General features: G+C 39.6%; 20 protein-coding genes. 11 read left to right on the top strand and 9 right to left on the bottom strand.

Annotation, left to right across the window (positions count from 1 at the left end; all coding sequences use genetic code 11):
• Positions 1-2 precede the first annotated feature (2 nt).
• Both ltrA and tnpA read left to right on the top strand, forming a co-directional pair.
• Positions 3-1343: a group II intron reverse transcriptase/maturase gene (gene ltrA / locus LNTAR_RS01510; RefSeq protein WP_007276687.1), complete on the top strand. Its 1341-nt coding sequence runs from the start codon at positions 3-5 to the stop codon at positions 1341-1343.
• 420 nt (positions 1344-1763) lie between these two features.
• Positions 1764-2228 carry an IS200/IS605 family transposase gene (tnpA, locus tag LNTAR_RS01505; protein ID WP_007276846.1) on the top strand — a complete coding sequence of 155 codons (465 nt, stop codon included), beginning with the start codon at positions 1764-1766 and terminating at the stop codon, positions 2226-2228.
• A 397-nt stretch (positions 2229-2625) separates the two neighbouring features.
• Here tnpA and LNTAR_RS01500 read toward each other — a convergent pair whose 3' ends face one another.
• On the bottom strand, positions 2626-3447 hold the full coding sequence (locus tag LNTAR_RS01500) for an amidohydrolase family protein (RefSeq protein WP_007276845.1): 822 nt from the start codon (positions 3445-3447) through the stop codon (positions 2626-2628).
• Between the two features lie 21 nt (positions 3448-3468).
• Positions 3469-5121, bottom strand: coding sequence for a UxaA family hydrolase (locus tag LNTAR_RS01495; RefSeq protein ID WP_007276844.1), 1653 nt, complete (start codon positions 5119-5121; stop codon positions 3469-3471).
• Between the two features lie 312 nt (positions 5122-5433).
• On the opposite strand from LNTAR_RS01495, the gene LNTAR_RS01490 reads away from it, so the two are divergent.
• Positions 5434-6993, top strand: a complete 1560-nt coding sequence (locus LNTAR_RS01490) for a sulfatase (RefSeq protein WP_007276843.1) — start codon at positions 5434-5436, stop codon at positions 6991-6993.
• Here LNTAR_RS01490 and LNTAR_RS01485 read toward each other — a convergent pair.
• The 3 genes from LNTAR_RS01485 to LNTAR_RS01475 form a co-directional block, all read right to left on the bottom strand.
• Positions 6990-8531, bottom strand: coding sequence for an NAD(P)/FAD-dependent oxidoreductase (locus tag LNTAR_RS01485; protein WP_007276842.1), 1542 nt, complete (start codon positions 8529-8531; stop codon positions 6990-6992). The two genes, LNTAR_RS01490 and LNTAR_RS01485, sit on opposite strands and share 4 nt — an antisense overlap.
• The gene (locus LNTAR_RS01480) at positions 8518-10359 is read right to left on the bottom strand and encodes a chloride channel protein (RefSeq protein ID WP_007276841.1); all 1842 of its coding nucleotides are present in this window, start codon (positions 10357-10359) and stop codon (positions 8518-8520) included. The genes LNTAR_RS01485 and LNTAR_RS01480 overlap by 14 nt, the downstream gene beginning before the upstream one ends.
• Positions 10360-10480: 121 nt before the next feature.
• Positions 10481-11965 carry a bifunctional ADP-dependent NAD(P)H-hydrate dehydratase/NAD(P)H-hydrate epimerase gene (locus tag LNTAR_RS01475; protein WP_007276840.1) on the bottom strand — a complete coding sequence of 495 codons (1485 nt, stop codon included), beginning with the start codon at positions 11963-11965 and terminating at the stop codon, positions 10481-10483.
• Between the two features lie 121 nt (positions 11966-12086).
• On the opposite strand from LNTAR_RS01475, the gene LNTAR_RS01470 reads away from it, so the two are divergent.
• From LNTAR_RS01470 to trkA, 3 genes are read left to right on the top strand one after another with little or no spacing between them, the layout of a single operon-like run.
• Positions 12087-12929 carry a 1,4-dihydroxy-6-naphtoate synthase gene (locus LNTAR_RS01470; RefSeq protein ID WP_040913956.1) on the top strand — a complete coding sequence of 281 codons (843 nt, stop codon included), beginning with the start codon at positions 12087-12089 and terminating at the stop codon, positions 12927-12929.
• Positions 12926-13588 (top strand): phosphorylase family protein, encoded by a 663-nt coding sequence (locus LNTAR_RS01465; protein ID WP_007276838.1) that lies wholly within the window; start codon positions 12926-12928, stop codon positions 13586-13588. The genes LNTAR_RS01470 and LNTAR_RS01465 overlap by 4 nt, the downstream gene beginning before the upstream one ends.
• A complete protein-coding gene (gene trkA / locus LNTAR_RS01460; protein WP_007276837.1) occupies positions 13585-14958 on the top strand; it encodes a Trk system potassium transporter TrkA in 1374 nt (457 codons plus the stop codon). Before LNTAR_RS01465 ends, trkA begins: the two co-directional genes overlap by 4 nt.
• Positions 14959-14963: 5 nt before the next feature.
• On the opposite strand, the gene LNTAR_RS01455 is transcribed toward trkA, so the two are convergent.
• From LNTAR_RS01455 to LNTAR_RS01445, 3 genes are read right to left on the bottom strand one after another with little or no spacing between them, the layout of a single operon-like run.
• On the bottom strand, positions 14964-16196 hold the full coding sequence (locus LNTAR_RS01455; RefSeq protein ID WP_157473128.1) for a hypothetical protein: 1233 nt from the start codon (positions 16194-16196) through the stop codon (positions 14964-14966).
• Between the two features lie 20 nt (positions 16197-16216).
• Entirely contained in the window at positions 16217-16417 is a 201-nt protein-coding gene (locus tag LNTAR_RS01450; protein WP_007276835.1) for a hypothetical protein, read from the bottom strand.
• 39 nt (positions 16418-16456) lie between these two features.
• Positions 16457-16672 (bottom strand): DUF1737 domain-containing protein, encoded by a 216-nt coding sequence (locus LNTAR_RS01445; protein WP_007276834.1) that lies wholly within the window; start codon positions 16670-16672, stop codon positions 16457-16459.
• A gap of 154 nt (positions 16673-16826) precedes the next feature.
• Between LNTAR_RS01445 and LNTAR_RS01440 the strand changes: the two genes are divergently transcribed.
• Complete coding sequence (locus tag LNTAR_RS01440) at positions 16827-17774, top strand: protein kinase domain-containing protein (RefSeq protein ID WP_007276833.1); 948 nt, start codon at positions 16827-16829, stop codon at positions 17772-17774.
• Between the two features lie 3 nt (positions 17775-17777).
• Here LNTAR_RS01440 and LNTAR_RS01435 read toward each other — a convergent pair whose 3' ends face one another.
• Entirely contained in the window at positions 17778-18197 is a 420-nt protein-coding gene (locus LNTAR_RS01435) for a hypothetical protein (RefSeq protein WP_007276832.1), read from the bottom strand.
• A gap of 120 nt (positions 18198-18317) precedes the next feature.
• Here LNTAR_RS01435 and LNTAR_RS24875 point away from each other — a divergent pair, with 120 nt between their 5' ends.
• The 4 genes from LNTAR_RS24875 (at position 18318) to LNTAR_RS26995 (ending at position 22871) form a co-directional block, all read left to right on the top strand.
• A complete protein-coding gene (locus tag LNTAR_RS24875; RefSeq protein ID WP_007276831.1) occupies positions 18318-20153 on the top strand; it encodes a PTS sugar transporter subunit IIA in 1836 nt (611 codons plus the stop codon).
• The gene (locus LNTAR_RS01425; protein WP_007276830.1) at positions 20135-20755 is read left to right on the top strand and encodes a hypothetical protein; all 621 of its coding nucleotides are present in this window, start codon (positions 20135-20137) and stop codon (positions 20753-20755) included. Before LNTAR_RS24875 ends, LNTAR_RS01425 begins: the two co-directional genes overlap by 19 nt.
• Before the next feature lie 136 nt (positions 20756-20891).
• Positions 20892-22502: a CTP synthase gene (locus tag LNTAR_RS01420; protein ID WP_007276829.1), complete on the top strand. Its 1611-nt coding sequence runs from the start codon at positions 20892-20894 to the stop codon at positions 22500-22502.
• A gap of 225 nt (positions 22503-22727) precedes the next feature.
• Positions 22728-22871 carry a hypothetical protein gene (locus LNTAR_RS26995; RefSeq protein ID WP_007281474.1) on the top strand — a complete coding sequence of 48 codons (144 nt, stop codon included), beginning with the start codon at positions 22728-22730 and terminating at the stop codon, positions 22869-22871.
• Positions 22872-23242: the final 371 nt, after the last annotated feature.

The raw sequence follows: 23242 nt of genomic DNA, 5'->3' as shown, positions 1-23242 counted from the left end.
GAATGTCAGAAATGGCTAAACAAATATTACGACGAGATGAACGCTTTGTTGAAATACAAGCGTGGGCGTCACCTTCTGTCTGGACGGATCAGATGCTGAAAACTCTTCATAGAGGAGTTGAAAGAGGCAAGTGGTACAGCTTATCAGATAAGCTGATGCGTAAGAATAATATTATGGAGGCTTGGGAGAAAGTGTGTTCAAATAAGGGCAAACATGGAGTGGACATGGTATCAATCGAGCGCTACGAATCAGAGCTGGAGTATAATAATGCTAAGCTTCTCGAAGAACTGCAAGATGGAAGGTATGATCCCAGTGCAGTGCGCCGAGTGGAAATCCCAAAAGGTGATGGTCGAAAGACCAGACCTTTGGGAATACCCACAGTGCGTGATCGAGTAGTTCAAACAGCTCTGAAACATGTGATAGAGCCGATATTCGATATCGACTTCTCGCCCTACAGTTTTGGATTTCGTCCAAAGCTGGGTTGCAAGGATGCACTTAGACGAGTGAATGAATTGTTAAAGCAGGGCTATCTCTATGTTATGGATGCCGACATCCAAAGCTACTTCGATACTATACCACATGAGAAACTCATGAGTCGAGTCAAGGAAAAGATCATTGATGGTAAAATTCTTGATCTGATCGAACAATTCCTCAAAGCCAATATCTTTGATGGTCTCAAACATTGGGAACCTGAAGAAGGTACACCGCAGGGAGGAATTATCAGTCCTCTGTTAGCAAATATCTATCTTGATCTCTTTGATCACAAGATGACCGAGGCTGGATTCGAGATAGTGCGCTATGCAGACGATTTCCTGATCATGTGTAAAAGTAAAGAATCAGCCAAAAGGGCATTGCGCAAAACGCGAAGGTGGATGAAAGCCAATGGGCTGAAACTTCATCCAGAAAAAACGCGAATTGCCGACATGACAGAGAAGTGCGAGTACTTCGAGTTTCTCGGATACCATTTCGAGAGAACGCGAAATACACATCGCATTAAACGTTGGCCAAGGAAGCAGAGCCTGAAGAAATGCAAAGATGCCATACGCAAGAAAACGAGGAGAAGCAATAAGGACTCAATAGAGGACATAATTGCTTACCTTCGGCCAAATCTTCTCGGATGGTATCAATACTTCAAGCACTCCACTGTGTATGCAATGCGAGGTATAGATGAATTTACACGCAGAAGACTGCGCAGTATTATAGCCAAATATAATCGCAAGAAAGGTTCTCATCGCATGATTGATACTCGTAAATACAATAAAGCCTACTTTACAGATCTAGGCTTCTTTTCACTGGAGGAAGCCTGGAAACTGGAATTTCAGTCTCTTCGGAGTAAGCACTGACTGGAGAGCCGTATGCGGGAGAACCGCACGTACGGTTCGGAAGGAGGGGAGACTCCGCAAGGAGTCTTCCCTACCCTTATATATAGCCCAATGGCGTGAGCCTTGGGAAAAATATGTAACTCGCACAAAGAGAATACCGAAGGTATGACATAGAGATCTATGCTGTCCCGTTAGGACTCATCATTAACAGCCATCATTTAATTCCTAGCACTGCCGTGCCAGGCTGAGTTATGGCGTGCTTTCAGCACTCAATGATTAATCACAATTCGTATTTAGACCTAGCACTGCCGTGCCAGGCTGATCTATGCCGTCCCGTTGAGGCAGATACGAATTATACCAAAATTAATTGAGTATCACCTGAGAAAATTTGCTTTTGATTTCATGTCTACATAATTTAAAGTCATAAGGAAAGGAGAAACCATGAGTCAATCATTATGTCAAAATTATGTGCATATAATCTTTCACATTAATTTTGTGAATCCAGTAAAAATACCTTCAGAAATAGAAAGAGATTTATATGCTTATCTTGCAGAAATATGTAAAAGGCATGGCTCAAATTCAAGTATGATTAATGGCGTCAATGATCACGTACATATTCTGTGTCGTTTAGCAAAAGATCTATCTATTGCGGAATTGATTCAGAAATTAAAATCGAATTCATCACGTTGGATGAAAACGCAAAATCACATAGATCCCTATCTTGAAAAATTCTCATGGCAAAAGGGCTATGGAAGTTTTTCTGTGAGCCCATCGAATTTGAGTAAAGTCGAACAATATATTGCACAGCAAAAAGAGCATCACAAAAGATATTCATATAAAGAAGAATATTTGAAATTTTTAGAGAAATATGATGTTGAATATAACGAAAAATATTTATGGGAGTGAGTTTTGATTTGGAAGTTATACCGTCCCGTTGGGACTCACATTAACAACCGTCACTTTATTTCCTAGCACTTGCGTGCCAGGCTGAGTTATGCCGTGCTTTCAGCACTCAATGATTAATCGCAATTCAAATTTAGACCTAGCACTTGCGTGCCAGGCTGAGTTATGCCGTGCTTTCAGCACTCAATGATTAATCACAATTCAAATTTAGACCTGGCACTGCCGTGCCAGGCTGAGTTATGCCGTGCTTTCAGCACTCAATGATTAATCGCAATTCGTATTTAGACCTAGCACTGCCGTGCCAGGCTGAGTTATGCCGTGCTTTCAGCACTCATAATTGAATACCGAAGGTATGCCATAGGGTTCTATGTCATATTCTTGGCGTTCAAAGTAGTATTTTTTAAATCTGGTAGAATTTGGCGGCGTTGGCGCCGAAGACTTTGGCTTCTGCAGTGTCTGAGAACTGAGTTGTGAAGTCGTGGGCGATTTTGTAGGTTTCTGAATAGCTAGCGTTCAAGAGACAAACGGGCCAGTCGGAGCCGTACATAATGCGATCTTCGCCAAAGGCGTTAAAGATGACTTCCATGTATGGCGTAAAATCTTCTTGATCCCAGCCTGGCTTTGTTTCCGTAACCATACCGGAAAGTTTGCAGTAGACGTGAGGGTACTTAGCGATATCGTTCATATCTTCCGCCCATTCATCGATTTGACCTTCGCCAATTAATGGCTTGGCAATATGATCAATCACCAAGCGCATTTCGGGGAGTTCTTTAAGGAGTTGCTTAACTGCTTTGAGGTGTTTTGGGAAAACTAGAATGTCGTAAGAGTAGCCTTCTTCTGCGAGTAGTTTCACACCGCGAATAAAGTCGGGGTCGAGCATGAACTCAGGTTCTTGACCTTGGAGGATTTCGCGGAAACCGCAAAGTTTCTTTTCACCCTTAAATTCTTCGAGAACTTCGGCGAGTTTTTCATCCTTTAGATCGACCCAGCCGACGACGCCACCGACGTGATCATACTCTTTCGTGAAATCTATGAGCCAACGTGTTTCTTCTAGAGTGCAACGCGCTTGGACCGCCACTGAAGCATCGAGTTGATGTTGATCGAATTCTTCTTTGAGGTGAGGGGGTAAGAAGTCGCGACGAAGAACTTTCATAGAGTCGTCGATCCAGTCATATTCTTCTACTGAATAATTCCAAAAATGTTGATGTGAGTCAATGCGCATAAAGTACTCTTAAAATGTCGATTAAAGTGAAGTGCCGCGTTTCCACGGAATGAAGTCGTCTTGGCCAAGTTTTTCTGATTTACTGAGAGTCGTTCCAGAAGCCACGTCGATACAATGTTGGAGTAAGTTTTGTCCTGTTTCTTCGAGTGATTTCTCTCCTGAAATAATGCATCCAGTGTCGAAGTCAATGATGTCGGGCATTTTTACTGCCACAGTACTGTTTGAAGAAACTTTAATGACTGGTGTTACGGGGTTGCCCGTTGGAGTACCCAAGCCTGTGGAGAATAAAATGAGGTTACAGCCTGCACCAGCTAGAGCGGTGCATGACTCAACGTCGTTACCTGGAGTGTTGAGTAAGTTGAGGCCTGTCTGTTTGATGTAACCAGGGTAATCTTGAACATCTTGAATGACTGCCGTACCACCTTTTTTTGCGGCCCCCGCAGATTTCATTGCATCAGTGATAAGGCCATCTTTGATGTTACCAGGAGAAGGATTAGTAGACATGGAAGTGCCGTCTGCTTCAGCACGAGCTTCGTACTTGCGCATGAGGTCAATAAAAGTGTTGGCAGTGTTTTCGTCTTTACAACGCATGATCATTTCTTTTTCAACGCCGAAAAGTTCAGGAAACTCAGAAAGAACAGCAGCACCACCGAGTTTCACAATGAGGTCACTCACTTGACCAATAGCAGGGTTCGAAGAAATGCCAGAGAAGCCATCGGAAGCACCACATTCAACACCGATAACTAGTTTGCTGAGGGGTGCGTCGCTACGTTCATTCTGGTTAGCTTGAATAAGGCCCGCAAAAGTTGATTTGATTGCTTGGCTAATGAGCTCTTTCTCTGTGCCAATTTTTTGCTGCTCGTGGAAGTAAATGGGCTTGCCCGTAACTTCGAGCTGTTCCATATATGATTCAAGTAATCCCATTTGAGTTTTTTGACAACCGAGACTGAGGACAGTAACGCCAGCCGTATTTGGGTGTTTGATGTAGCCAGCAAGAAGTTTTGCGAGAACTTGTGAGTCTTCGTTAGTTCCGCCACAACCCATGTTGTGGAAAAGGAATTTCAGACCATCAACATTCGGAAAAAGGTTGTTGGAGCTCTTTGCAGTTGAAGTACTTGTTTCAGCTGAGTTGAGGATGTCGTCAACGCTAGCGCCATTTTTATAGAGTTCAGTTAATTGACGTAATTCAGTTTGGTAAGAGCTATGATCCGTGAAACCTAGTTCGCGGTTAAAAACTTCGCGGAGAGTCATTAAGTTATTATTCTCACAAAAAACAAGAGGGATAACTAACCAGTTGTTTCGCGTGCCCACTTGACCGTCTTTGCGGTGGTAACCTTTAAAGCTTTGACCTTCAAAATGGCTCGCATCAGTGGGAGGAGCTTGGTATCCAGGCATCCAGTTACACATATCGTCACTGCTGTGTTCAGTGTTTTCGACAGTGATGGCTTGACCAGTTTTAATATCCATTAAAGCACGACCTACAGGTACTCCGTATTGAGTCATGATAGCGTCTTTCGGGAAGTCACAAAGGGCAAACTTATGTTTGAGTTTTACATTGTCTAATAAAGTTAAACTCTGTTCGCCATGTTCGATCACTTGACCTTGCTTAAGGTTTTCGAGTGCGACTGCTAAATTATCTTTTGGGTGAAGGATAAGGAAACTATTTTTCGCCATATTTATACTGCCTATTTTTATCTTAATATTTTCTGAACAATACGAGAGGAGGTGGAAGAATGCAAGACTCGAGGTCTTAAGACTCGAGCTCTTTAAGTATTAAATGATCGAATTTTACAAGTTGATATTTTTTTTATGCTCAAAAATGTAAGGGGCGCACTCACTACCATTGAATCATTTAAAAACTCATGTGATTTAGCTTGGTCATTTTGAGTGTATTAAGTTTTTTCAGTTCAAATTAAGTAGAACTGTCAATTATTAGTTATGACATACTATTATATAGGCAAACAATATTTTATTTAAAAGGTTCCTATGTCATTACTTCGTATTTTAAGTCTGATTGTCTTGCCACTTTCAATATTTGCTGAAAAAGCAAATGTTCTCATTATCACCATAGATGACCTCAAGCCCACTTTAGCTTGTTATGGCGATAAATATGCTGTGAGCCCCAATATTGATTCCCTGGCGGACAATGGAACTTTGTTTAGGTCCAACTATTGCCAGCAAGCAGTTTGTGCCCCTTCGCGGATCTCGATGTTCACAGGTTTGCGTCCTGATACCACGGGGATTTTGGATCTCCATACTCATATGCGAGATATAAATCCTAATATTTTAACCATGCCTCAGTATTTTAAAGAAAATGGTTATCTAAGTATTGGTTATGGTAAATTGATGCACGGAGCTAAGAATGACGACAAAGAATTGTCTTGGTCAGAACTGGGCGATGATCTACCCTATAATAAAAATCATCCCAAACCAGTTTTAGATAAGTTCCAAAACCCTAAAGCCCATCAAGTTTTTAAAAAACTGAATAAAACCCAGAAGCGTTTGAAAACGAGTTTGTTGCAGAAAGAGATGAAAAATAAGGGAGCTTACTTAGTTTCAGAGGCATATGATTTGCCCGATGATGCTTATCGCGATGGTGCAGTTGCAAAAGCAGGGATTCAACGATTAAATGAATTAGCCGAAACGAAAGAAAAATTCTTCATGGTTTTGGGCTTCAATAAACCTCACTTGCCCTTTAATGCACCAAAAAAATACTGGGACATGTATGATCCCAATAAATTGCCTTTAGCTGAACATCAAAAACAAGATCAGCAACGCCCAAAATATGCTTATCACTCTTTTGGTGAACTGGCGGCCTATAAAGATTATCAAATTGGCAAAGCGGTTGATGAGAAACGTCAACGTCATTTAATTCACGCTTATTATGCCTGCGTGAGTTATGTGGATGCTCAAGTTGGTCGCGTTATGGATGAGCTCAAACGCTTGAATTTAGATAAGAATACAATCGTTGTTTTATGGGGTGATCATGGTTGGCACTTAGGTGATCATGGCTTGTGGTGTAAGCACTCTAATTTTGAGCAAGCGACACGAGCACCACTCATTATTTCGGCTCCGAATCAAAAGAAGGGTCAAGTGAGTCAGTCGCCAACAGAGTTTATCGACATCTTTCCTAGCTTATGTAAATTGACTGGTTTGGAGATCCCGGAGCAATTGGAAGGTGAAGACTTAAGTCCGATTTTAGAGGACCCAAAAGCGAAGGTAAAAGACTATTCGATTAGTCAATATTTACGATGGGCGAATCATGGTTACACCATGAGGTCGGGGAAGTATCGTTTAACTTTATGGATGCCAAAAAATTATTATGGCTTTATGAAGTTTGACGAAAATGATATTGTTGAAGTTGAACTCTATGACTATCAGAAAGATCCGAATGAAACGACCAACTTTGCCAATAATCCCGAGTATGCTGAGGTCCTCAGGAAACTTAAGAAGCAGTTCGCCTCTTATTTTGCGTCACAGTATGATGCTGAAAAAGAAAGGACGATGCCTCAGCTCATTAAAAAGAACAGTCGTAAAAAATATTAGAGTTCAGCAGAAGCTTTTTCGAAGATAGCTTCTGCACAACGGATGCCATCAACTGCTGCAGAGGTGATTCCTCCGGCATAGCCCGCACCTTCACCGCAGGGGTAGAGGTTACTACATGAGGGAGATTCCAAGTTCGCTTTATCGCGAGGGACGCGAATCGGAGAGGAAGTACGGCTTTCCACAGCATGAAGAAGGGCGTTGTTTGTTATAAAACCAGGGATTTTACGCTCGAAGTTTTCCAAGGCCTTTATATAGGCATCATTCAATTCTTTTGGATAGATATCTCGAAGGTTTGCAGATATGACTCCTGAGGGGCATGAGCTCTTGCCAATTTTACCCGCGCGGTCGTTCATAAAATCTTCGGGTGTCTGAGCAGGTATATGAATGGTCGCCCCAGCATCTTGCCCAACATCGTAAGCTTTCTTTTCTATGGAGCTTTGAAAGTCCAAAGCTTTTAGAGGGTCAGTTCCCAACCATTTCTCTTTGTCGATCGTTATAACTAGACCAGAGTTGGCAAAAGGTGAGCCGTGATTGTAGTTTGACATACCATTGACCACCATTTGACCTGCCTGGGCACTGGAGGCTAAGACGTAGCCACCAGGACACATACAGAATGAATAGACACCGACGTTAGACTTTTTGTCATGACAAGAAATTTTGTAATTGGCTGTGGGCATATCGGGGTGATTATAGAACTTACCATATTGCGCTTTAGCAATGAATTCCTGTGGGTGTTCAATTCTAAAACCCATGGCAAAGGATTTTGATTCACATAGGATATTTACATTGATGAGGCTGCGATAGATATCGTGAGCTGAGTGGCCACTTGCTAAAATCCAATGATCTGATTCAAACTTTTTGCCATTCTGACAAGTCACGGATTCAAGCTGTGAGTCCACTAAGTTAAATTCTTCGACGCGAGTATCGTACTCAATTGCGCAGCCTTTTTCCTGAAGGTACTCAGAAAGGCGAGAGATGACTTTACGGATTTGGTTGGAGCCAACATGAGGGTTGGCTAAGTAGATGATTTCATCTGGAGAACCGAAGTCCACGAAGCGTTGCATGACGTAATCAATATGCTCAGATTTAATGCGTGTGATCAGCTTGCCATCAGAGAAAGTTCCCGCACCACCTTCGCCAAAGCATACGTTTGAGTCGGGGTTCAATTGACCCTTTTTCCAGTGACGAGAGATGTCGCGCATACGTTCTAGGATTGGCTTGCCTCGTTCGAGGATTCGACAAGGGAGACCACGCTCCACTAAGCGTAAGGCAGCAAATAAACCTGCTGGGCCAGCGCCAATAATTGTAGTCATAGGCTTTTTGTCAGCAGGGAAGCGATCTAAAACAATTTTCTCTTTGGGTGGAGGCATTTCAGTGGTGAAAGTTTCCACGTTATAGATGTACATAATCTTTTTCTTTTTACGTGCATCGAGTGATTTCTTTAGAATTCTGTAGGATTTAAAACTTGGATCCAGTTTTTTTAAGGCGTTTTCTAAAGAGGCACCGGGAGAAAGTGAGATGTTATTAAATAGGGGCATGTAGACTGTCTTCTTTGTCGTAGTTGTGGAGGTTTACACCTTTGTGGTATGCTTCAATTAAATTTTGGTAACGGAGGATACTGATAACTTCGTTATCGTCATTTACTACACAAAGTTCAAGGTGTCCATCGTTTAAAAATTTACCTAGAGCTTCATAGAGTGTCATGTTACTTTTTAAGACGACTGATTTCTCCATAATGTCTGCGACAATGAGCATGGAATAGGTGTCTTGGTTGAACATAACGGTTCGGATTTTGTCCAAATTTGCAATGCCTATAAGTTTTCCTTGGCGGACAACGGGGAAGATGTGTTGTTCAGTATTGCGTACAAGTTGAGAAAGTTGTCCAAGCATGGTAGTGGCTTCAACAGTTTTGATTTTTTGGGATAGTTCGACGGCTTCTCCAACTTGGATTTCTTGCAAAATATTGACGGTCATATCTCCTTTGTGTGCGGGAGATTCAAATTTATTTAAGACTTGTGGTTTGAATATAGAAACCTTACTGTTGAAGAGCATACTGAAGGCAGAGGTTAAAAGGAGGGGAGCAAGGAGGTTGTATGTACCGGTAATTTCACAGACCATGATAATGGATGCAATAGGGGCATTTGCGACACCCGCAAAAAAAGCTGCCATACCGACCATGACAAAAGCGGTAATCGAGGGGACCATAGGGTTGTCAGGGAATTGCATGTGAAGGAAGGAGCCTAAGCAGCCTCCCGTCATGGCTCCAATGAATAAGCTCGGACCAAAAATACCTGCAGAACCCCCTGAACCGATGGTGAGAGAGGTTGCGACGATTTTGACTATAACGGCCAAGGCAATAAAACCCAAAGTTAGATTGCCATCCATAACCTCTTGTATAGCTCCCCAACCATCACCCAAGGCGTAGGGCATGATTAGGGCAAGAAGGCCAGTAAGCATACCTCCGACAACAGGTTTTATTGGGGTGGGAATTTTTAATTTAATAAAAAATTCTTTAGTGAATTGGTAGAATTTGACATAAAAGGCGCCGATTGCACTACAGGTGAGGGCGAGTAGGATATAAGAGGGGATATGGAAGAAGCCTTCGAAACTTTCAACTTCACCGAGATTGAAAATTGTATGGCTACCAAAAGTCAGCATAAAGGTTGAATAAGATGTAACACTGGCGATAACGCAAGGCATAATGGCTTCCGATTCGAAGTCTTCTTTATAGAGAACTTCTACCGCAGTAATAGCAGCGCCAAGTGGAGCTCTGAAAATAGCACCTAAGCCACCTGCACAGCCCGATAAGAATAGAACTCGCCTTTCTTTAACCGAAAGCTTGAGCTTGTCCGCTAAGTAGGAGCCACAACCTGCACCGACTTGTGCTACGGGACCTTCTTTACCGCCACTACCACCACTGGCAAGGGTGATAATTGAAGCAATGCCTTTAGTAAATGCTGTTGAGAGCTTCATTTTTGCACGTTTATTATGAAAGGTATCCACAAGTGCGGATGTTCCATCGTAAGCAGCATTAGGAGCAAAACGTCGAACTAGATAAGCGGCTAAGCCACAACCAAGCCCTGGGACTAAAATAATTAAGAGTGACTGAGGGATATTAGAAAATATTCTATCGTAGAGTGTCGTTTTTATATGAATTAAATTATCATCACTAATGATATGTTCCCCAGGAGGTGAGGCGAGTTTTAAGCCTAAAATACCATCAAAAATAATCGCTTTTGCCCATTCTAAAAAAAGGAAAAACAAACTGGCAACGAGACCCGTTATGACTCCCACAGTAATCGAGAGAACCACCATCTTTAGAGGGCGATTTCTCTTGAGCTTTAACTTGATTGTTCTTAGGTTCATAAGCGGGTCTATGTTGGCATGAAAACATGGCAAGATAAAGCCGACTTAAGGACTGTCCACAAACAACACTGAAAATCATTAAAATTCTTAAGTATTGAATGATAGGATATGACTTGTGTATTTAAGCTAAAGGGCTTAGTGAATGCAAGACTTTTGAAATTAAGCTAGGAAATAAATCCACGGTAAAAGAACGTTTTGCGCCAGTATAGAAATCGACAGATTTGCCATGTATGAAACAGCCGAGCTGAGCTTGCTCATAATAGTTGATGTCTTTTTTAGCCCATAGCGAGGCAATGATTCCCGCTAAAGCATCTCCTGATCCCGCAGTCGACAAGGCCCAATTCCCGCTTGTGTTGTAGGAGAATGCTCCTTGCTCATTATAGATTTTGCTTTGTGGACCTTTAAGTAAAACTTGTATGGATAAATTTTGAGCAATGTGCTGAGCTGCTTTGCTTAGATCTGAGTGATTTATGTTTAAGCCTTTAGCTAAGCGTTGGAGTTCACCTGCGTGAGGCGTTATTATCGTTGGTGCATTGCGAGGGAATAAAGTTTTATTATCTGCAATTAGGTCAATGGCAGAAGCATCAATGACTAGCGCTTTATCTGACTTTATTAAGTGTGTAAAAAGTTTTTTGTTTTTGTCGTTGATCTCGATACCAGGTCCGATTAAGACCGACTGGGATTTTTCAAAAAAGTGAGATTTGATAATGTCTGGGGGTTTTGTTAAACAAATGATTCCTGGGTTTTGCGGAGTGCGCAAAGATTCATGAGCAAGAATAACCATGCCAGCACCACTTACAGCTGCGGAATCCGCCGCAATAATGGGAGCGCCATTGTAGAGCTCGGAACCTGCGATAATGAGGCATTGACCTCGAGTATATTTGTGTGAATTGTAAGTGAAGCTTTGTAAAGTTTTTTTTGCGTCTTGCGCAAAAAAAGCCTGCCCCTCGGAAGGAGCTTGAGTTATGTAATCTTTGGAAAAACCGATATCTAAATTTATTAGAGAGCCCACATGAGCGGGGCCATCGTTTTGAAAGTATGATGTTTTTGGCAGTCCAATACTTAAGGTAATGGTGGCTTTGATGGCAGCAGAGGGCACTTGTCCATCTGAGAGTAAGCCGGAAGGTGAATCCACTGATATGACGGGTAGTTGACTAGCGTTAATTGAATTGACAAGAGTTTCGTATTCGCCAGTTAAGGCACGATTTAAACCCGTACCAAAAAGGCAGTCAATGATGATGTCCCCTTCAGTGATTTTATTCAAAAGTTGAGAGGAAGCCTCAAACTCACAAAGCTCAGATACTTTGGAGCTGTTTGTTTTTGCATCTGGACTTAACTTATCTTGCTTGTGTGTACAGTAGGTTTTGACCTCAAACTTGGAGGTCAAATAACGTGCAATGACAAAGCCGTCACCTCCATTATTTCCTGGACCGCAAAGAATGATTAGACGTTTTTTATGATGTGGTGCTAGTTGTGAACAGAAGAGCTCTATTTGCTCGGAGCATTGTTTTCCAGCACGCTCCATCAGTTCGAGTGAAGCGACTCGTTTATTGGCAATGGTGCGAGCATCAAGATCTCGCATCGTTTCTGAACTGATGATTTTCATAAATAAGCCTAGTTTAATATTAACTTAAAGACTCAAAAGCTTAGGTCAAGTAAATGGTGAATCGAGAAGGGATTTTTCTTAGCTGGTGCTAAATTAGCAAAAATAATTAAAAGCGATGAAAATGAAAAGAAAAATAAAGTTAGGAATGTCCCCGTGTCCCAACGACACCTTTATGTTTTATCACTTATTGCATCACTCCGAGTTTTCTCAAAAATATGATTTGGAACTGAATGTACTTGATATTCAAGAACTCAATGAACTTTTGAAGCAAGGCGAGGTGGACTTTTGTAAAGCTTCATTTGGGATGATTCCAAAAGTTATGGGGGATTATTTAGTGCTGAATTCGGGAGCTGCTTTGGGGCATGCATGTGGTCCTATTTTAATTTCAGCGAATAAGAACCTTTCAAAAGCGGATTTACTCAAATCCAAAATCCTCGTCCCAGGTTTTGATACAAGTGCTTATAGCTTACTGAAAGCTTATTTAGGAGATACTTTTCAAGCGGAAGAATGTTTGTTTTCAGAGATTATGCCTGCCTTGCAGAGAGGGGAAGCTGATGCAGGTTTAATTATTCACGAGAGCCGTTTTACTTATCAAGATTTTGGCTTGCATAGCTTGGTTGACTTAGGTGATTGGTGGGAAGCTGAATATTCCCTTCCGATTCCACTTGGCGCCATAAGTGCGAAACGTGCTTTGGGTGATGAGCTCATTAAAGAGTTTAATCAGGCGTTAAAAGAGTCAATTCAATGGGCCTTTGCTAATGATTGGAAAACTAATGCAGAGTTTTCGGAGTTCATCTGCTCTTATGCCAAGGAGATTTCGCCTGATGTTTTAGATTCACATATTGACTTGTATGTGAACCAGGAATCAGTGAGCTTAAGTTGTCAAGCACAAAAAGCTATCGAGAGGATGTTCAGTATTTTGAAGGGACGAGATATCCAAAGTGCTGAGTTCTTAGTTCAATGATTGCTTTAGTTTTTGCCACTGAATTTGAACTTGGAGTTAGGAACTTTGAATGGGAAGTGTTTGAGGGTCTGAAATTCACCAAACTAAATGATGAGTTATGTATCATTATTACAGGTGCGGGGGTCGCAAAAACTGCCTTGAGCTTAGTTAAACTTGAGAAATTTAGAAGTTTGTATAAATCAATTCATTTTATTAATATAGGCATTGCAGGCTCGTTAAAAAACTCAGATGCCAGTCAGGTTTATATGCCAGGCAGCTTTGTTTTTAATACTTTTAGCCTTGTTGAATCACCAAGTCAAGGTTTTGTGGATAGCTGTTATCCACAGATAGATTTGTACGAAGGCCCGTGTTTAGCGACGAGCGCAGTTCCCGTTTGGGATGAAGCCAATCATAATCATTTGCGAGGCTTAGGGGCGGAGTTGGTGGATATGGAAGCATACCTTTTTGCGAATTGGGCAAAAGAGTGTGAGCAGGAGTTTTATTTTATTAAACTAATCTCAGATCAAGCCTCTGAGGAGAGCAAAGAAAGCTTTAAAAGTGGGGCGATTCGAGCGATAGAATCTATTTCTAAGGGGATAGAGAGTTTAGAAGCTTTGATCTCGTCATCAAAAGAAGTAGATTTAACCTCAATAAAAAAATGTTTTAGGGTAGATCCATGAAGGTAGTGATTATTGGTGCAGGTGAAGTAGGTACAGGTCTTGCAGAAACGCTTTGCTTGGAAAAGAATGCTGTTGTTGTGATCGACTTAGATTATGATCTGTTAAAAAACCTTTCTAATAAATTTGATCTGATGATCATTAATGGTAATGGGGCATCAGGTAAGGTACTATGTGACGCAAATATCAAAGAAGCTAATTTGATGGTGGCTGTTACTGACTCAAATGAAGTCAATGTTTTATCTTGTCATACCGCAAAGACACTGAACCCTTCAATTCGTACCATTTGCCGAGTTAACGACACTGAATATTTCAGTGAAGATGAAGATTTCGATCTCAAGAGTTTTGGGATTGACCACCTTGTGGTTCCTCAGAAAGAATGTGCTCAAACGATTTTAGATGTTTTATCTGGGCCCAATTTAAAAGAATTAACGAAGCTCTCGGTCGAAGGTGCGCTGATCTGTGGTTTTCATCTCTCACCTGGGTCAGCGATGGTGGGAACGCAGTTATTCTCTTTTCCACGACCTGATTTACTTGAGAAAATCCGAGTGTGTGCGATTTGGAGAAGAGGTAAATTGATCATTCCTCGAGGGAAAGAGCGTTTTAATAATTACGATGATGTTTATGTGGCTGGGGAAAAAGAGGCCGTTTTAGCTTTAGCGGAATGGTCTTGTTTAGATGAGAAAAGTGTGAATAATATTGTCATTGGTGGCGCGACGGAACTTGGCACTCATCTTGTTGCTGCTCTTAATGAACAGGGTAAAAATGTAACCTTAGTGGAAAGCGATGAGCGTACAGCTGAAAATGCTTTGAAAAAATTAGAGAGTTCAGTGAATATCCTTCACGGTGATATTACCAATGGAGACATTTTAAAAGAAGCGGGTGTTGATGTGGCTGACCTCTATTTATCAGCAATGGGTAGTGATGAAAATAATATTTTGAGTTGCCTTCTGGCCAAAAGAAAAGGTGCCGAGAAGGTTATTACTATTATCAACAAACCAGATTATCGCGAAATTATCTCAAGCATGGATAATATTGATGGATGTTTTAGTCCTCGAACGGCAGCATTGAATTCGATTATCAACTTAATCCAAGGAGAAAACCGTCGAATTGGAGCAATCCTCCATAGGATTTCTGCTGAAGTGTTTGAAATGACCGTCGTGCCCAAAAGTCGAATTGTTGGGAAAAGTATTAGTGAATCAGCCTGTCCACGTGGTGCGGTATTTGCAATGATTTTTCGAGGAAATGTAATTATTCCAGCAACAGGCAATCAAACTTTCCAAGTTGGTGATCTCGTTGTGATGATGGGAGAGCAACAGGCACTCAAAAAGGCTCAGGCACTTTTTGCTCCAAAAAGTATAGTAGGACTTTAAGCAAATTACTTAATTTGCTGCTCTATATTTTTATACCAAATGTAGGCGTCGGGAAAAAGTTGCTCTAATGCTTTATTATAATCGTCATGTTGATTGAGTAATTCTGGGTAGATTTTAGCGCTTTTGTAATGTTCACGTTCAACTTTTTCAAACCATTGCTGGCGCCTTTTTTCGAGTTCGTATGTAGACTGAATTTTTGTTTTAGCTTTTAGTATATCTTTTTTATACGATTTCTTTTTACCCTTAGTGTAGTCAACTAAAGCTTCTTGGATGATTAAGAGTTGGGGCTTGAGGTAAAAGGGGCTTTTATTATAGATTTTTGCATAGTTAAAGACTATGGAGGAGAGAAAATGTTTATTGCTTATTCCTTTATAGGATCCCAAGTCTTCTAATGGAAGTTGAATAAGCTCGAATTGACCTAAGCTATTCTTTCTTGATACAGTTAAGTTTGAGAGCTCGTCAAGCTGTTTTAAAATAGTTCCACTATCGACGGGATACATATAATTAAAGACAATTCTTTGTACTTCTTCCTGAAGCCACAGTTCAAAAGCGATATTTTTCTTTGCCGCTAATTCTTCTAAGACATTGTAAATAAAGCGATGATTATATGTGCCTTTTGAAATTTGCTCAAAAAGCTGTTTTTTAAATTGTTTATTTCTAAAAATGATTCGGCTTAAAACTTTAGATTTCTCTAAGTAAGCTAATTTTACTAAGTAGGGGGCTGTATCCAACTTTTTAATGTTATCGATGAAGTTGAGTTTGTAGGAGAGTTCTTTACTCATCAAGAAACGTGTAAATACATAACGATTTTGTAAGTGTAAAAAATCATTTTTCAGATGTAAAGCATTATGGATAATTGAAGCATTGAGCCATGAAGGGATGTTTTCATTTTGAAAGTGGGCTTGTAATAGGCCTTCGTTTATGATGAAAATTAAACTTATGTCATCTAGTTTTTTAAGTTCTTCATAGGAAAAGCTTAGTTTACTCGCATTCAGAGGCTTGTTGCTTTTATCTTCAAAAAGGAAGAATTTACTTACTTTATCATTACTCTTTTTTCCGATGGTTTCGGTAATATTTTTTGAGCAGAGCTCTAAAATTTCAAGGAATTTACGGGAGTAGGGATCTTCTTTATCCGCATAAAAAGAAAAACCTGCATTAGAATCTAATCTAAACAGGTTTTTCTCAGCGCAGTAGCCATGACTAAGCATGACTACTGCGCATAGAAGTAACTTCTTCATTAAATAAAAGCTAGAGGCAATTATTTACGGTTGGTTTCAATATAAAGACCAATAGAATCTTTTCCTTCTTGATTAGAAGTCCAATCATTGAAGCCTTGATCTGTAAGATCAGTAATTAGAGCTTCCCATGAAGCTTCATTCCATTCTGAGTTTTTTTTCAGCCAGGTATTAAGCTCTCTTTTTGGGAAGCGAACTTTTCCTTTAATTTTTTTAAGTGCCATTTTTCTCTATCCTTGTTGTTTGTGGGGAATGTTTAAGAGCTATTCCTCAACAGCGACGTCGTCACCTTCTATGATGACCGCGGTGTCTCGGCTGATGGCTTGGTAGAGTGTTACGATTGGATTGCCTGATTCTTGGTGGGCCCATGGATTCCCATAGAGTTCCCAGCCGTCATTAAGGCATTCTGTTACGAGGTTGTCAAAAGCTTCACCTTCGACATTAAATACGACTTTATAGTCTTTTACTCTTACACGCATCTTTAAGCTCCCTATTGATTAATAGATTTGTCAAGGAAATTTAATATTTGTATTCAGCTATGCAAAACAAACAAAGGAATTTTCTGTGTAATAATATAGATTTTTTTGTGCTAACATTTATACTTGATTAAATATTGATTAATTGAAGGTTTATATGCGTCGACTCTTGAAAAGTCTATTTAAGAAAAAATCTAAAGAAGATATTTTTGAGAGTGAGCTGTGCTATTCTTGCAATAGTTCCCTACCTATTAAATCTAAATTTAACATATATAAGTGTAAATCCTGCAATACGCTTAATTTTAAAGCTTTTAGTATAGCTAATATTCAATTAGAAGAGTTCATCTCCTATGGTGGTTCTGGTGCTGTTTTTAAATCAGGAGATAAAGCTATAAAGCTTGTCTATAAAAAAGATTGGCAAGCCCTAAAAGAATTACACAATGAATATGATGTATTTACTTCTTTAAAAGAAATCGATAAACACCTCTTGCCACTAGAAGCTTTTTTTGAAAATGATATTTATGCTGGTCTAATTACTCCTTACGAAAAAGGAGGGACTTTAGCACAGTATGTAGAAACTAATGGTCCAATGGACTTTCGAAAGGGCTTAGAAATCATTCTACAAGTCACTGATGCACTTCAGTGTCTTTATAAAAATGGCTTTCTATACCCTGACATTAAACCACAAAATATTTTAATTTCAGCAAGTGGCGATATACAACTCTGTGACTATGGGCATGTGTCAAGCCTGCATTCAATAGAAGAAGATAAAGATAATATTTCTGGTACTGCTGATTTTATTTCTCCTGAAAGATTGACTGGTGTGAAAGAGGATTGTCGAAGCTCCTTATATAGTGTCGGATTGCTCATACATTATATTTTCACAGCTAAGAAATTATATATAGCTGAAAGTCTTCAAGAGACCGCTGAAAAACACGTTAAAAATAATGCAGCAAGCTTTATGAAAGTTGAACTGAAGCATTTACCTGTAAATTTTATTAAGTTAGTCGAGCGCTTAACGGATCAAGACCGAAATGTAAGACTAGGTTCATTTCCTGAGTTTAAGGGCTTGATTCGTAAGCAATTAACGGCCACCCCACAATAATATTTACTGGGGCCAAGGCAGGCTTTCACCTGTTTCAATAATCGTTTTTAATTGGGAGATGGCTCCTGGCCAATGATTTCGGGCCACATCCAAGCGAGAGTCATCGTCTTTTAAGTCGTCAATGATAATGCTAAGCGAAGACATCTCTCCCAAGGGATAAAAGATGATTTTAACGATCATTGCGTCGCCTTCGATTCCTGAGTAATTTAAAGATAAATGTATGACTTTATACTTCTTAATAAGCTTAAATTCAGCTTTTAGGACAGGAGTATCATTTGTCCCTAGAGAAAAACCTTTTCCTTCTTGGAAAGAGAATTGTTGGAGGGGTGCTACTTGGAATAAACTGAATAATTGAGCCTTCTCAAAGTAGGCCCAGACTTTATCGTTAGTAGCTGAAATAAAAGAGATGTATTCAAATTGCATTCATTGAGTTCCTAATTTCTTATAACTTGACGCATAAATGATCTTTGGCAAGAGACTTTTCTTGATTTTTATAATCGATGGATTAGCCTAAAATATTGAGAATTGATAGGAATAAATAATTTGTTTAATCATCCAGATCTAGTTAAAATAACTAGTCAAATTCTGATAGTAGGGGCACTTATCTTTTTGGCCTATGTTGGAGGACGAATTACAAGACGCATCGGCTTAGGCGAAATCATTGGCCAGATTTCAGGAGGCTTCGTTGGTGGCCCACTCTTGATGTCTTATTCACACAAGCTAGCTGAACAATACCCGCATGTAGAAGAGATGTTAAAGTGGAGTTTTCCTCTCAAGCAAGTGCATAATTATGCCATTGTAAGCTTTGTTTTTTTTATGCCTATTTATTTAGGGGTTATTTTATTTTCAATTACTGATGAAACGCATATTGATCGAATCAAAGAGAATTGGCGTTTTTCAAGTTTTAATTTTATATCTCAATCAGCCTTAGCTTTCGGTTTAGTTTCCTGTGCGCTCTATTTTTTAACTGACTTAGGTTGGCCCATTAGTTGTATTGCGGGTTGCCTTGCTGTTGGAACGTCGCCATGCTCCGCATTTATTTCTATGTCGCGTAGACAGGTAGAAGGTAAATTTAAAACTGTATGGTCTCAAACGGTAGTTTTAGAAGCTATTGCAGAAGTCTTCATTGTTTTCTTAGTTGTGAATTACTTTGTCGATGAAGCGGCCGCATGGGACTTACGCTTTATTGGCAAGTCATTTATTATTATTGCAATTATAAGTGTTGTAGGTTTTTGGTTAATTAGAACCGCCGCGAGTAACTCTTTTAGTTCTGATGAAATAAAAGGTGTGGTGAACGATAGTAAACTGAAGAATTTATTATCATCTGATACGATACCGACAGTAAATATTGTCTTTGTTATATGGTCGGTGATTGCATTAGTTGTAGGTGTTTCATTAGGTCTCAAAGTTCCCTTTATGTTACCAGTGATTTTTGCGGGTGTCATTACTGCGAATGTACACAATCAATACATTTTTGATTCATTACGAATTCAAGACTTAATGGGCTTCTTTCACTTGATTTTCTTTGCCTTGTTAGGGGTTCATTTAGATCTATCAACACTTATGCAAAAAGAAACATTTGTCATTGCATCGGTTTACTTTGTGATGCGTTTGATCGGTAAATTAGGTGGCGGCTATTTATCATGTAGTTTATTTGCAGCACGACCTGAAGCCAAAAAGTATTTACCTCTATTATTCATTCCTAATATGGGAGCCACAGGGATTGCTTTCATTGTTTTACATCAACATAGTCACCCCTTGCTTAACACTTTTATTAATGGCTTGGTTCCAGCTTTTATTTTATCTGAAATATTAGGCGCGCCATTTATTAATTGGAGTGTTAAAAAATGGAAACAAATCCTTATTGCGGACAAACAGAGTCATAGTCAGCTTGATAGCTCCAATAAATCTTCGGATGTAGAAAAAATTCCATTAGAAAGCTTATTCCATGACCGTGTGCTACTCAATGTAGAATTACGAACTAAAGAAGATGCAATAAAAATGCTCTGTTCGGAACTAATGAAGAATGGAGATATTACAGATCTCCAAGCAACCATATCATTAGTACTCGAACGCGAAAAATTGAGCACAACGGGTATTGGTGATGAGATTGCCATTCCTCACTGTCGTTCAGCTGATGTGGAATACCCTATGGCAGTTTTTGCTTACATTCGAGAAGGGGAAAGTATAGATTGGGATAGTGTTGATGGGGCTGGTGTACGTTATATCATTCTTTTAGTGAGCCCTTTGAATGAACCACAGATGCATATTGAAGCAATGAAGAATATTACAAAAAGCTTGATGAAACCAGGTTTTATTGATGGTCTACAGGTTGCGGCTAAACGTAAAACGACTCTCGAATGGTTAAAGAATCAGTGATACGTGTATTCTTGATAGTTTTATTATTTTGTTCATGTCAATCGACAGATAAAGATCAATATAAACGTTTGCAAAGTATCGAAAAATTAGTATTACAAGTTATACCGAAGCTGCAAGATAATGCTGCGACAATCCATGATGTGAATGGCAGGAGAACTGGAGTGCTAATTCCTGGAGGATTAATCTTAACCTCATCTTTAAGGTCAGATAAAAGCGGTACCTTATTGCCGATAGATTTTTCTCACTCGCCTCAATTACAGGGAGCTTTAATCGGAAATAATGAATACATGTCTGCAGTTCGTTTAGTTTCTAATATGACTTATGATAATGCAAAAGGTCTTGCATTTGCCGATACAGATGAGTTTGAAGGCATGGGCTTATTTATTTCTTTTTCAGACCCAAATGCGCCTCGACCAGCGATAAGGTTAGTTAGGGATTTGAGTAAGCCCTTGGAGGCTTTTGAATATGACCAGTTAGATGATGGGGGAGCGTATGTTAATGTAGACGGAGAACTCTGTGGCTTATACTCCCACTCACAAAAAAAAGTAATTGGACCCAAAGATTTTAGACGAATGTGGAATTCGTTTTGGCATTCCAATTAATGCTAATAAAATTCAATAGTTGAGCTTTAAGATTTTATCCTCTTTAATGAGTATTCATAGCTTACTTGAGATTGGAATTTTTGCTTTAAGTGATAAATAAGCCAATATATAAAAATTACATAGAGAATTAGGTGAAATGAAAGAAACAAAACATCTTTTTATTACTGGTGGAGTTGTCTCGTCCTTGGGCAAAGGCATTACTGCAGCATCGATTGCATTATTATTAAAACGTCGCGGTTACTCCGTGAAAATGCAAAAGCTTGACCCTTATTTAAACGTAGACCCTGGAACTATGTCGCCTTATCAGCATGGTGAAGTGTATGTAACAGAAGATGGTGCCGAAACAGATTTGGACTTAGGTCACTATGAAAGATATTCAGGTACACCTTGCTGTGAACACTCAAATTACACAGCGGGTAAAATTTATAAAACTGTTCTAGAGCGTGAACGTAAAGGTGAGTATCTAGGTCGCACAGTTCAAGTTATCCCACATATCACTAATGAAATTACTCGTGCCATTTCTGCAATGGCTACTGATGATGTGGACATTGTGATTACAGAAATTGGCGGAACCGTTGGTGATATTGAATCACTCCCTTTTATGGAAGCTATCCGTCAATACAGACACAAGATTGGCGCAAAAAATGGTTTATTTATTCACTTAACACTAGTTCCTTATATCGCTGCCGCGGGTGAGTTAAAAACTAAGCCTTCTCAACAATCTGTAAGTATTCTGCGTGAGATTGGTATTATGCCAGATTTCTTAGTTTGCCGTTCTGAGCGTCCTCTCGATCCAGAGCATATCGATAAGCTCTCTCTTTTCTGTAATGTTGAGCGTGACAAAGTAATTCAAGAAGTTGATGTAGCTAACACGATTTATGAAGTGCCATTAGAGCTCATTGATCAAGATGTTGATGTTAAAATTCTTCAGTCTCTTGATTTAGAAGTCAATGATTTGAAAATTGATGACTGGAGAAAAATGGTTGAAACTTATATCGAACCTCAAAATGGTATCGTTGAATTAGCTGTTGTAGGTAAATACGTTTCTCTAGCTGATGCTTACAAAAGTATAAATGAAGCACTTATCCATGCGGGTATCGCAAATTCTGCAAAAGTTAAACTACGTCATATTGAAGCTGAAAAAATCAACCAAGATAATGTTGCAGAATTACTTGAAGGTGTTTCTGGACTGATGGTTCCGGGTGGTTTTGGTCACCGTGGTGTACAGGGTAAAATTGACGCGATCAATTACGCTCGTACTAACAATGTTCCTTTCTTCGGTATCTGCTTAGGTATGCAACTTTCAGTTGTTGAAACAGCTCGTCATATTGCTGGTTTAACTGGAGCTAACTCAAGTGAATTTGACGAAAGTTCCCCAGCACCTGTAATTGATTTGATGTTAGATCAAAAATCGGTTACTGAGATGGGCGGAACAATGAGACTTGGCTCTTACCCTTGTGTGTTAAAAGAAGGGACAAAAGCTCAAGCAGTGTATAAGAGTGATCGAATTGATGAGCGTCACAGGCATCGCTATGAATTCAACAATAAGTTTAAAGAGCAACTTGAAGCAGCTGGTTTAGTTATTTCTGGTACGTCACCAGATGGCACTTTGGTTGAAATTGTTGAACGCGAAGATCATCCTTGGTTTGTCGCGTGTCAGTTTCACCCTGAGTTCAAGTCTACTCCTTTAGATGCTCACCCCTTGTTTAGTGGTTTTGTAAAAGCTTCTTTAGACTATAGAAAATAAGTTAGTCTAATCTTGGTTCTTCGTAGAAATCTGTAAAACTACCGCCTTCGTTCAAAGCTTTCTTCCGGCATAAAGCCACTCGCAAGCTCGTTATTTATACGGGTAAAGATTTGATCTTTAGTTGCTTTACTGGCGTAATGCTTCGCCAGCGGGCAGAAACCCAAGGTTTCAAATACAAAAAACTGCTTGCACATCTCTCTTTAATTACTTCAAAAAGGAGAAAACATGTCAAGCAGTCTACATCAACATACACACGGAATCATTGGATACGAGCACAAGCGCTTTGAATACAAAGGCAATGAGCTGATTATTCATATATGTCGAAAAAAAAGACCTTTAACTGCTCCAAATGCAAAAGCGCCGATGTAACCGCAACTGCAACAGGCACTCGTTTTATCAAATCATTACCCGTGTGCACCAAAAAGACTTCGTTTTGTGTACAAATGCATAGAGTTCGTTGTCATGATTGTAGTTCATATTTAATGGAGAAACTTTCGTTTACTTCGAGTTCTAAAAGTAGGATTACACAAGTATTAGAAAGGCATATCATAGAGCTACGAGCGCACATGTGTATTCAGAGTTTAGCTAACTATTTCAAGCTAAACTGGCATACAGTTAAAGCTGTTGAAAAAACATATTTAAGTAGTGCCTGACCGAAATGAACCTAAGTCTTTTAAGTATAATAATTTATAAGGAAAATAAGTTGTGAGTTTTTCTAGAAAACAGTATTAAAATACCCT

Origin of the sequence: Lentisphaera araneosa HTCC2155 (assembly GCF_000170755.1) — a bacterium.
In the GTDB taxonomy this organism is placed as follows: Bacteria; Verrucomicrobiota; Lentisphaeria; order Lentisphaerales; family Lentisphaeraceae; genus Lentisphaera; species Lentisphaera araneosa.
This window is presented reverse-complemented; position numbering and strand designations above follow the sequence as displayed.

What these genes read in the sequence shown, in the direction of transcription:
- LNTAR_RS01420 (WP_007276829.1), top strand. Translation starts at nt 20,892, where the DNA reads ATGAAAGAAACAAAACATCTTTTTATTACTGGTGGAGTTGTCTCGTCC.
- LNTAR_RS01435 (WP_007276832.1), bottom strand. Translation starts at nt 18,197, where the DNA reads ATGCAATTTGAATACATCTCTTTTATTTCAGCTACTAACGATAAAGTC.
- LNTAR_RS01485 (WP_007276842.1), bottom strand. Translation starts at nt 8,531, where the DNA reads ATGCCCCTATTTAATAACATCTCACTTTCTCCCGGTGCCTCTTTAGAA.
- LNTAR_RS01470 (WP_040913956.1), top strand. Translation starts at nt 12,087, where the DNA reads ATGAAAAGAAAAATAAAGTTAGGAATGTCCCCGTGTCCCAACGACACC.
- LNTAR_RS01455 (WP_157473128.1), bottom strand. Translation starts at nt 16,196, where the DNA reads ATGAAGAAGTTACTTCTATGCGCAGTAGTCATGCTTAGTCATGGCTAC.
- LNTAR_RS01450 (WP_007276835.1), bottom strand. Translation starts at nt 16,417, where the DNA reads ATGGCACTTAAAAAAATTAAAGGAAAAGTTCGCTTCCCAAAAAGAGAG.
- trkA (WP_007276837.1), top strand. Translation starts at nt 13,585, where the DNA reads ATGAAGGTAGTGATTATTGGTGCAGGTGAAGTAGGTACAGGTCTTGCA.
- ltrA (WP_007276687.1), top strand. Translation starts at nt 3, where the DNA reads ATGTCAGAAATGGCTAAACAAATATTACGACGAGATGAACGCTTTGTT.
- LNTAR_RS01445 (WP_007276834.1), bottom strand. Translation starts at nt 16,672, where the DNA reads ATGCGTGTAAGAGTAAAAGACTATAAAGTCGTATTTAATGTCGAAGGT.
- tnpA (WP_007276846.1), top strand. Translation starts at nt 1,764, where the DNA reads ATGAGTCAATCATTATGTCAAAATTATGTGCATATAATCTTTCACATT.
- LNTAR_RS01440 (WP_007276833.1), top strand. Translation starts at nt 16,827, where the DNA reads ATGCGTCGACTCTTGAAAAGTCTATTTAAGAAAAAATCTAAAGAAGAT.
- LNTAR_RS01490 (WP_007276843.1), top strand. Translation starts at nt 5,434, where the DNA reads ATGTCATTACTTCGTATTTTAAGTCTGATTGTCTTGCCACTTTCAATA.
- LNTAR_RS01425 (WP_007276830.1), top strand. Translation starts at nt 20,135, where the DNA reads ATGGTTAAAGAATCAGTGATACGTGTATTCTTGATAGTTTTATTATTT.
- LNTAR_RS01495 (WP_007276844.1), bottom strand. Translation starts at nt 5,121, where the DNA reads ATGGCGAAAAATAGTTTCCTTATCCTTCACCCAAAAGATAATTTAGCA.
- LNTAR_RS01500 (WP_007276845.1), bottom strand. Translation starts at nt 3,447, where the DNA reads ATGCGCATTGACTCACATCAACATTTTTGGAATTATTCAGTAGAAGAA.
- LNTAR_RS01475 (WP_007276840.1), bottom strand. Translation starts at nt 11,965, where the DNA reads ATGAAAATCATCAGTTCAGAAACGATGCGAGATCTTGATGCTCGCACC.
- LNTAR_RS01480 (WP_007276841.1), bottom strand. Translation starts at nt 10,359, where the DNA reads ATGAACCTAAGAACAATCAAGTTAAAGCTCAAGAGAAATCGCCCTCTA.
- LNTAR_RS26995 (WP_007281474.1), top strand. Translation starts at nt 22,728, where the DNA reads ATGTCAAGCAGTCTACATCAACATACACACGGAATCATTGGATACGAG.
- LNTAR_RS01465 (WP_007276838.1), top strand. Translation starts at nt 12,926, where the DNA reads ATGATTGCTTTAGTTTTTGCCACTGAATTTGAACTTGGAGTTAGGAAC.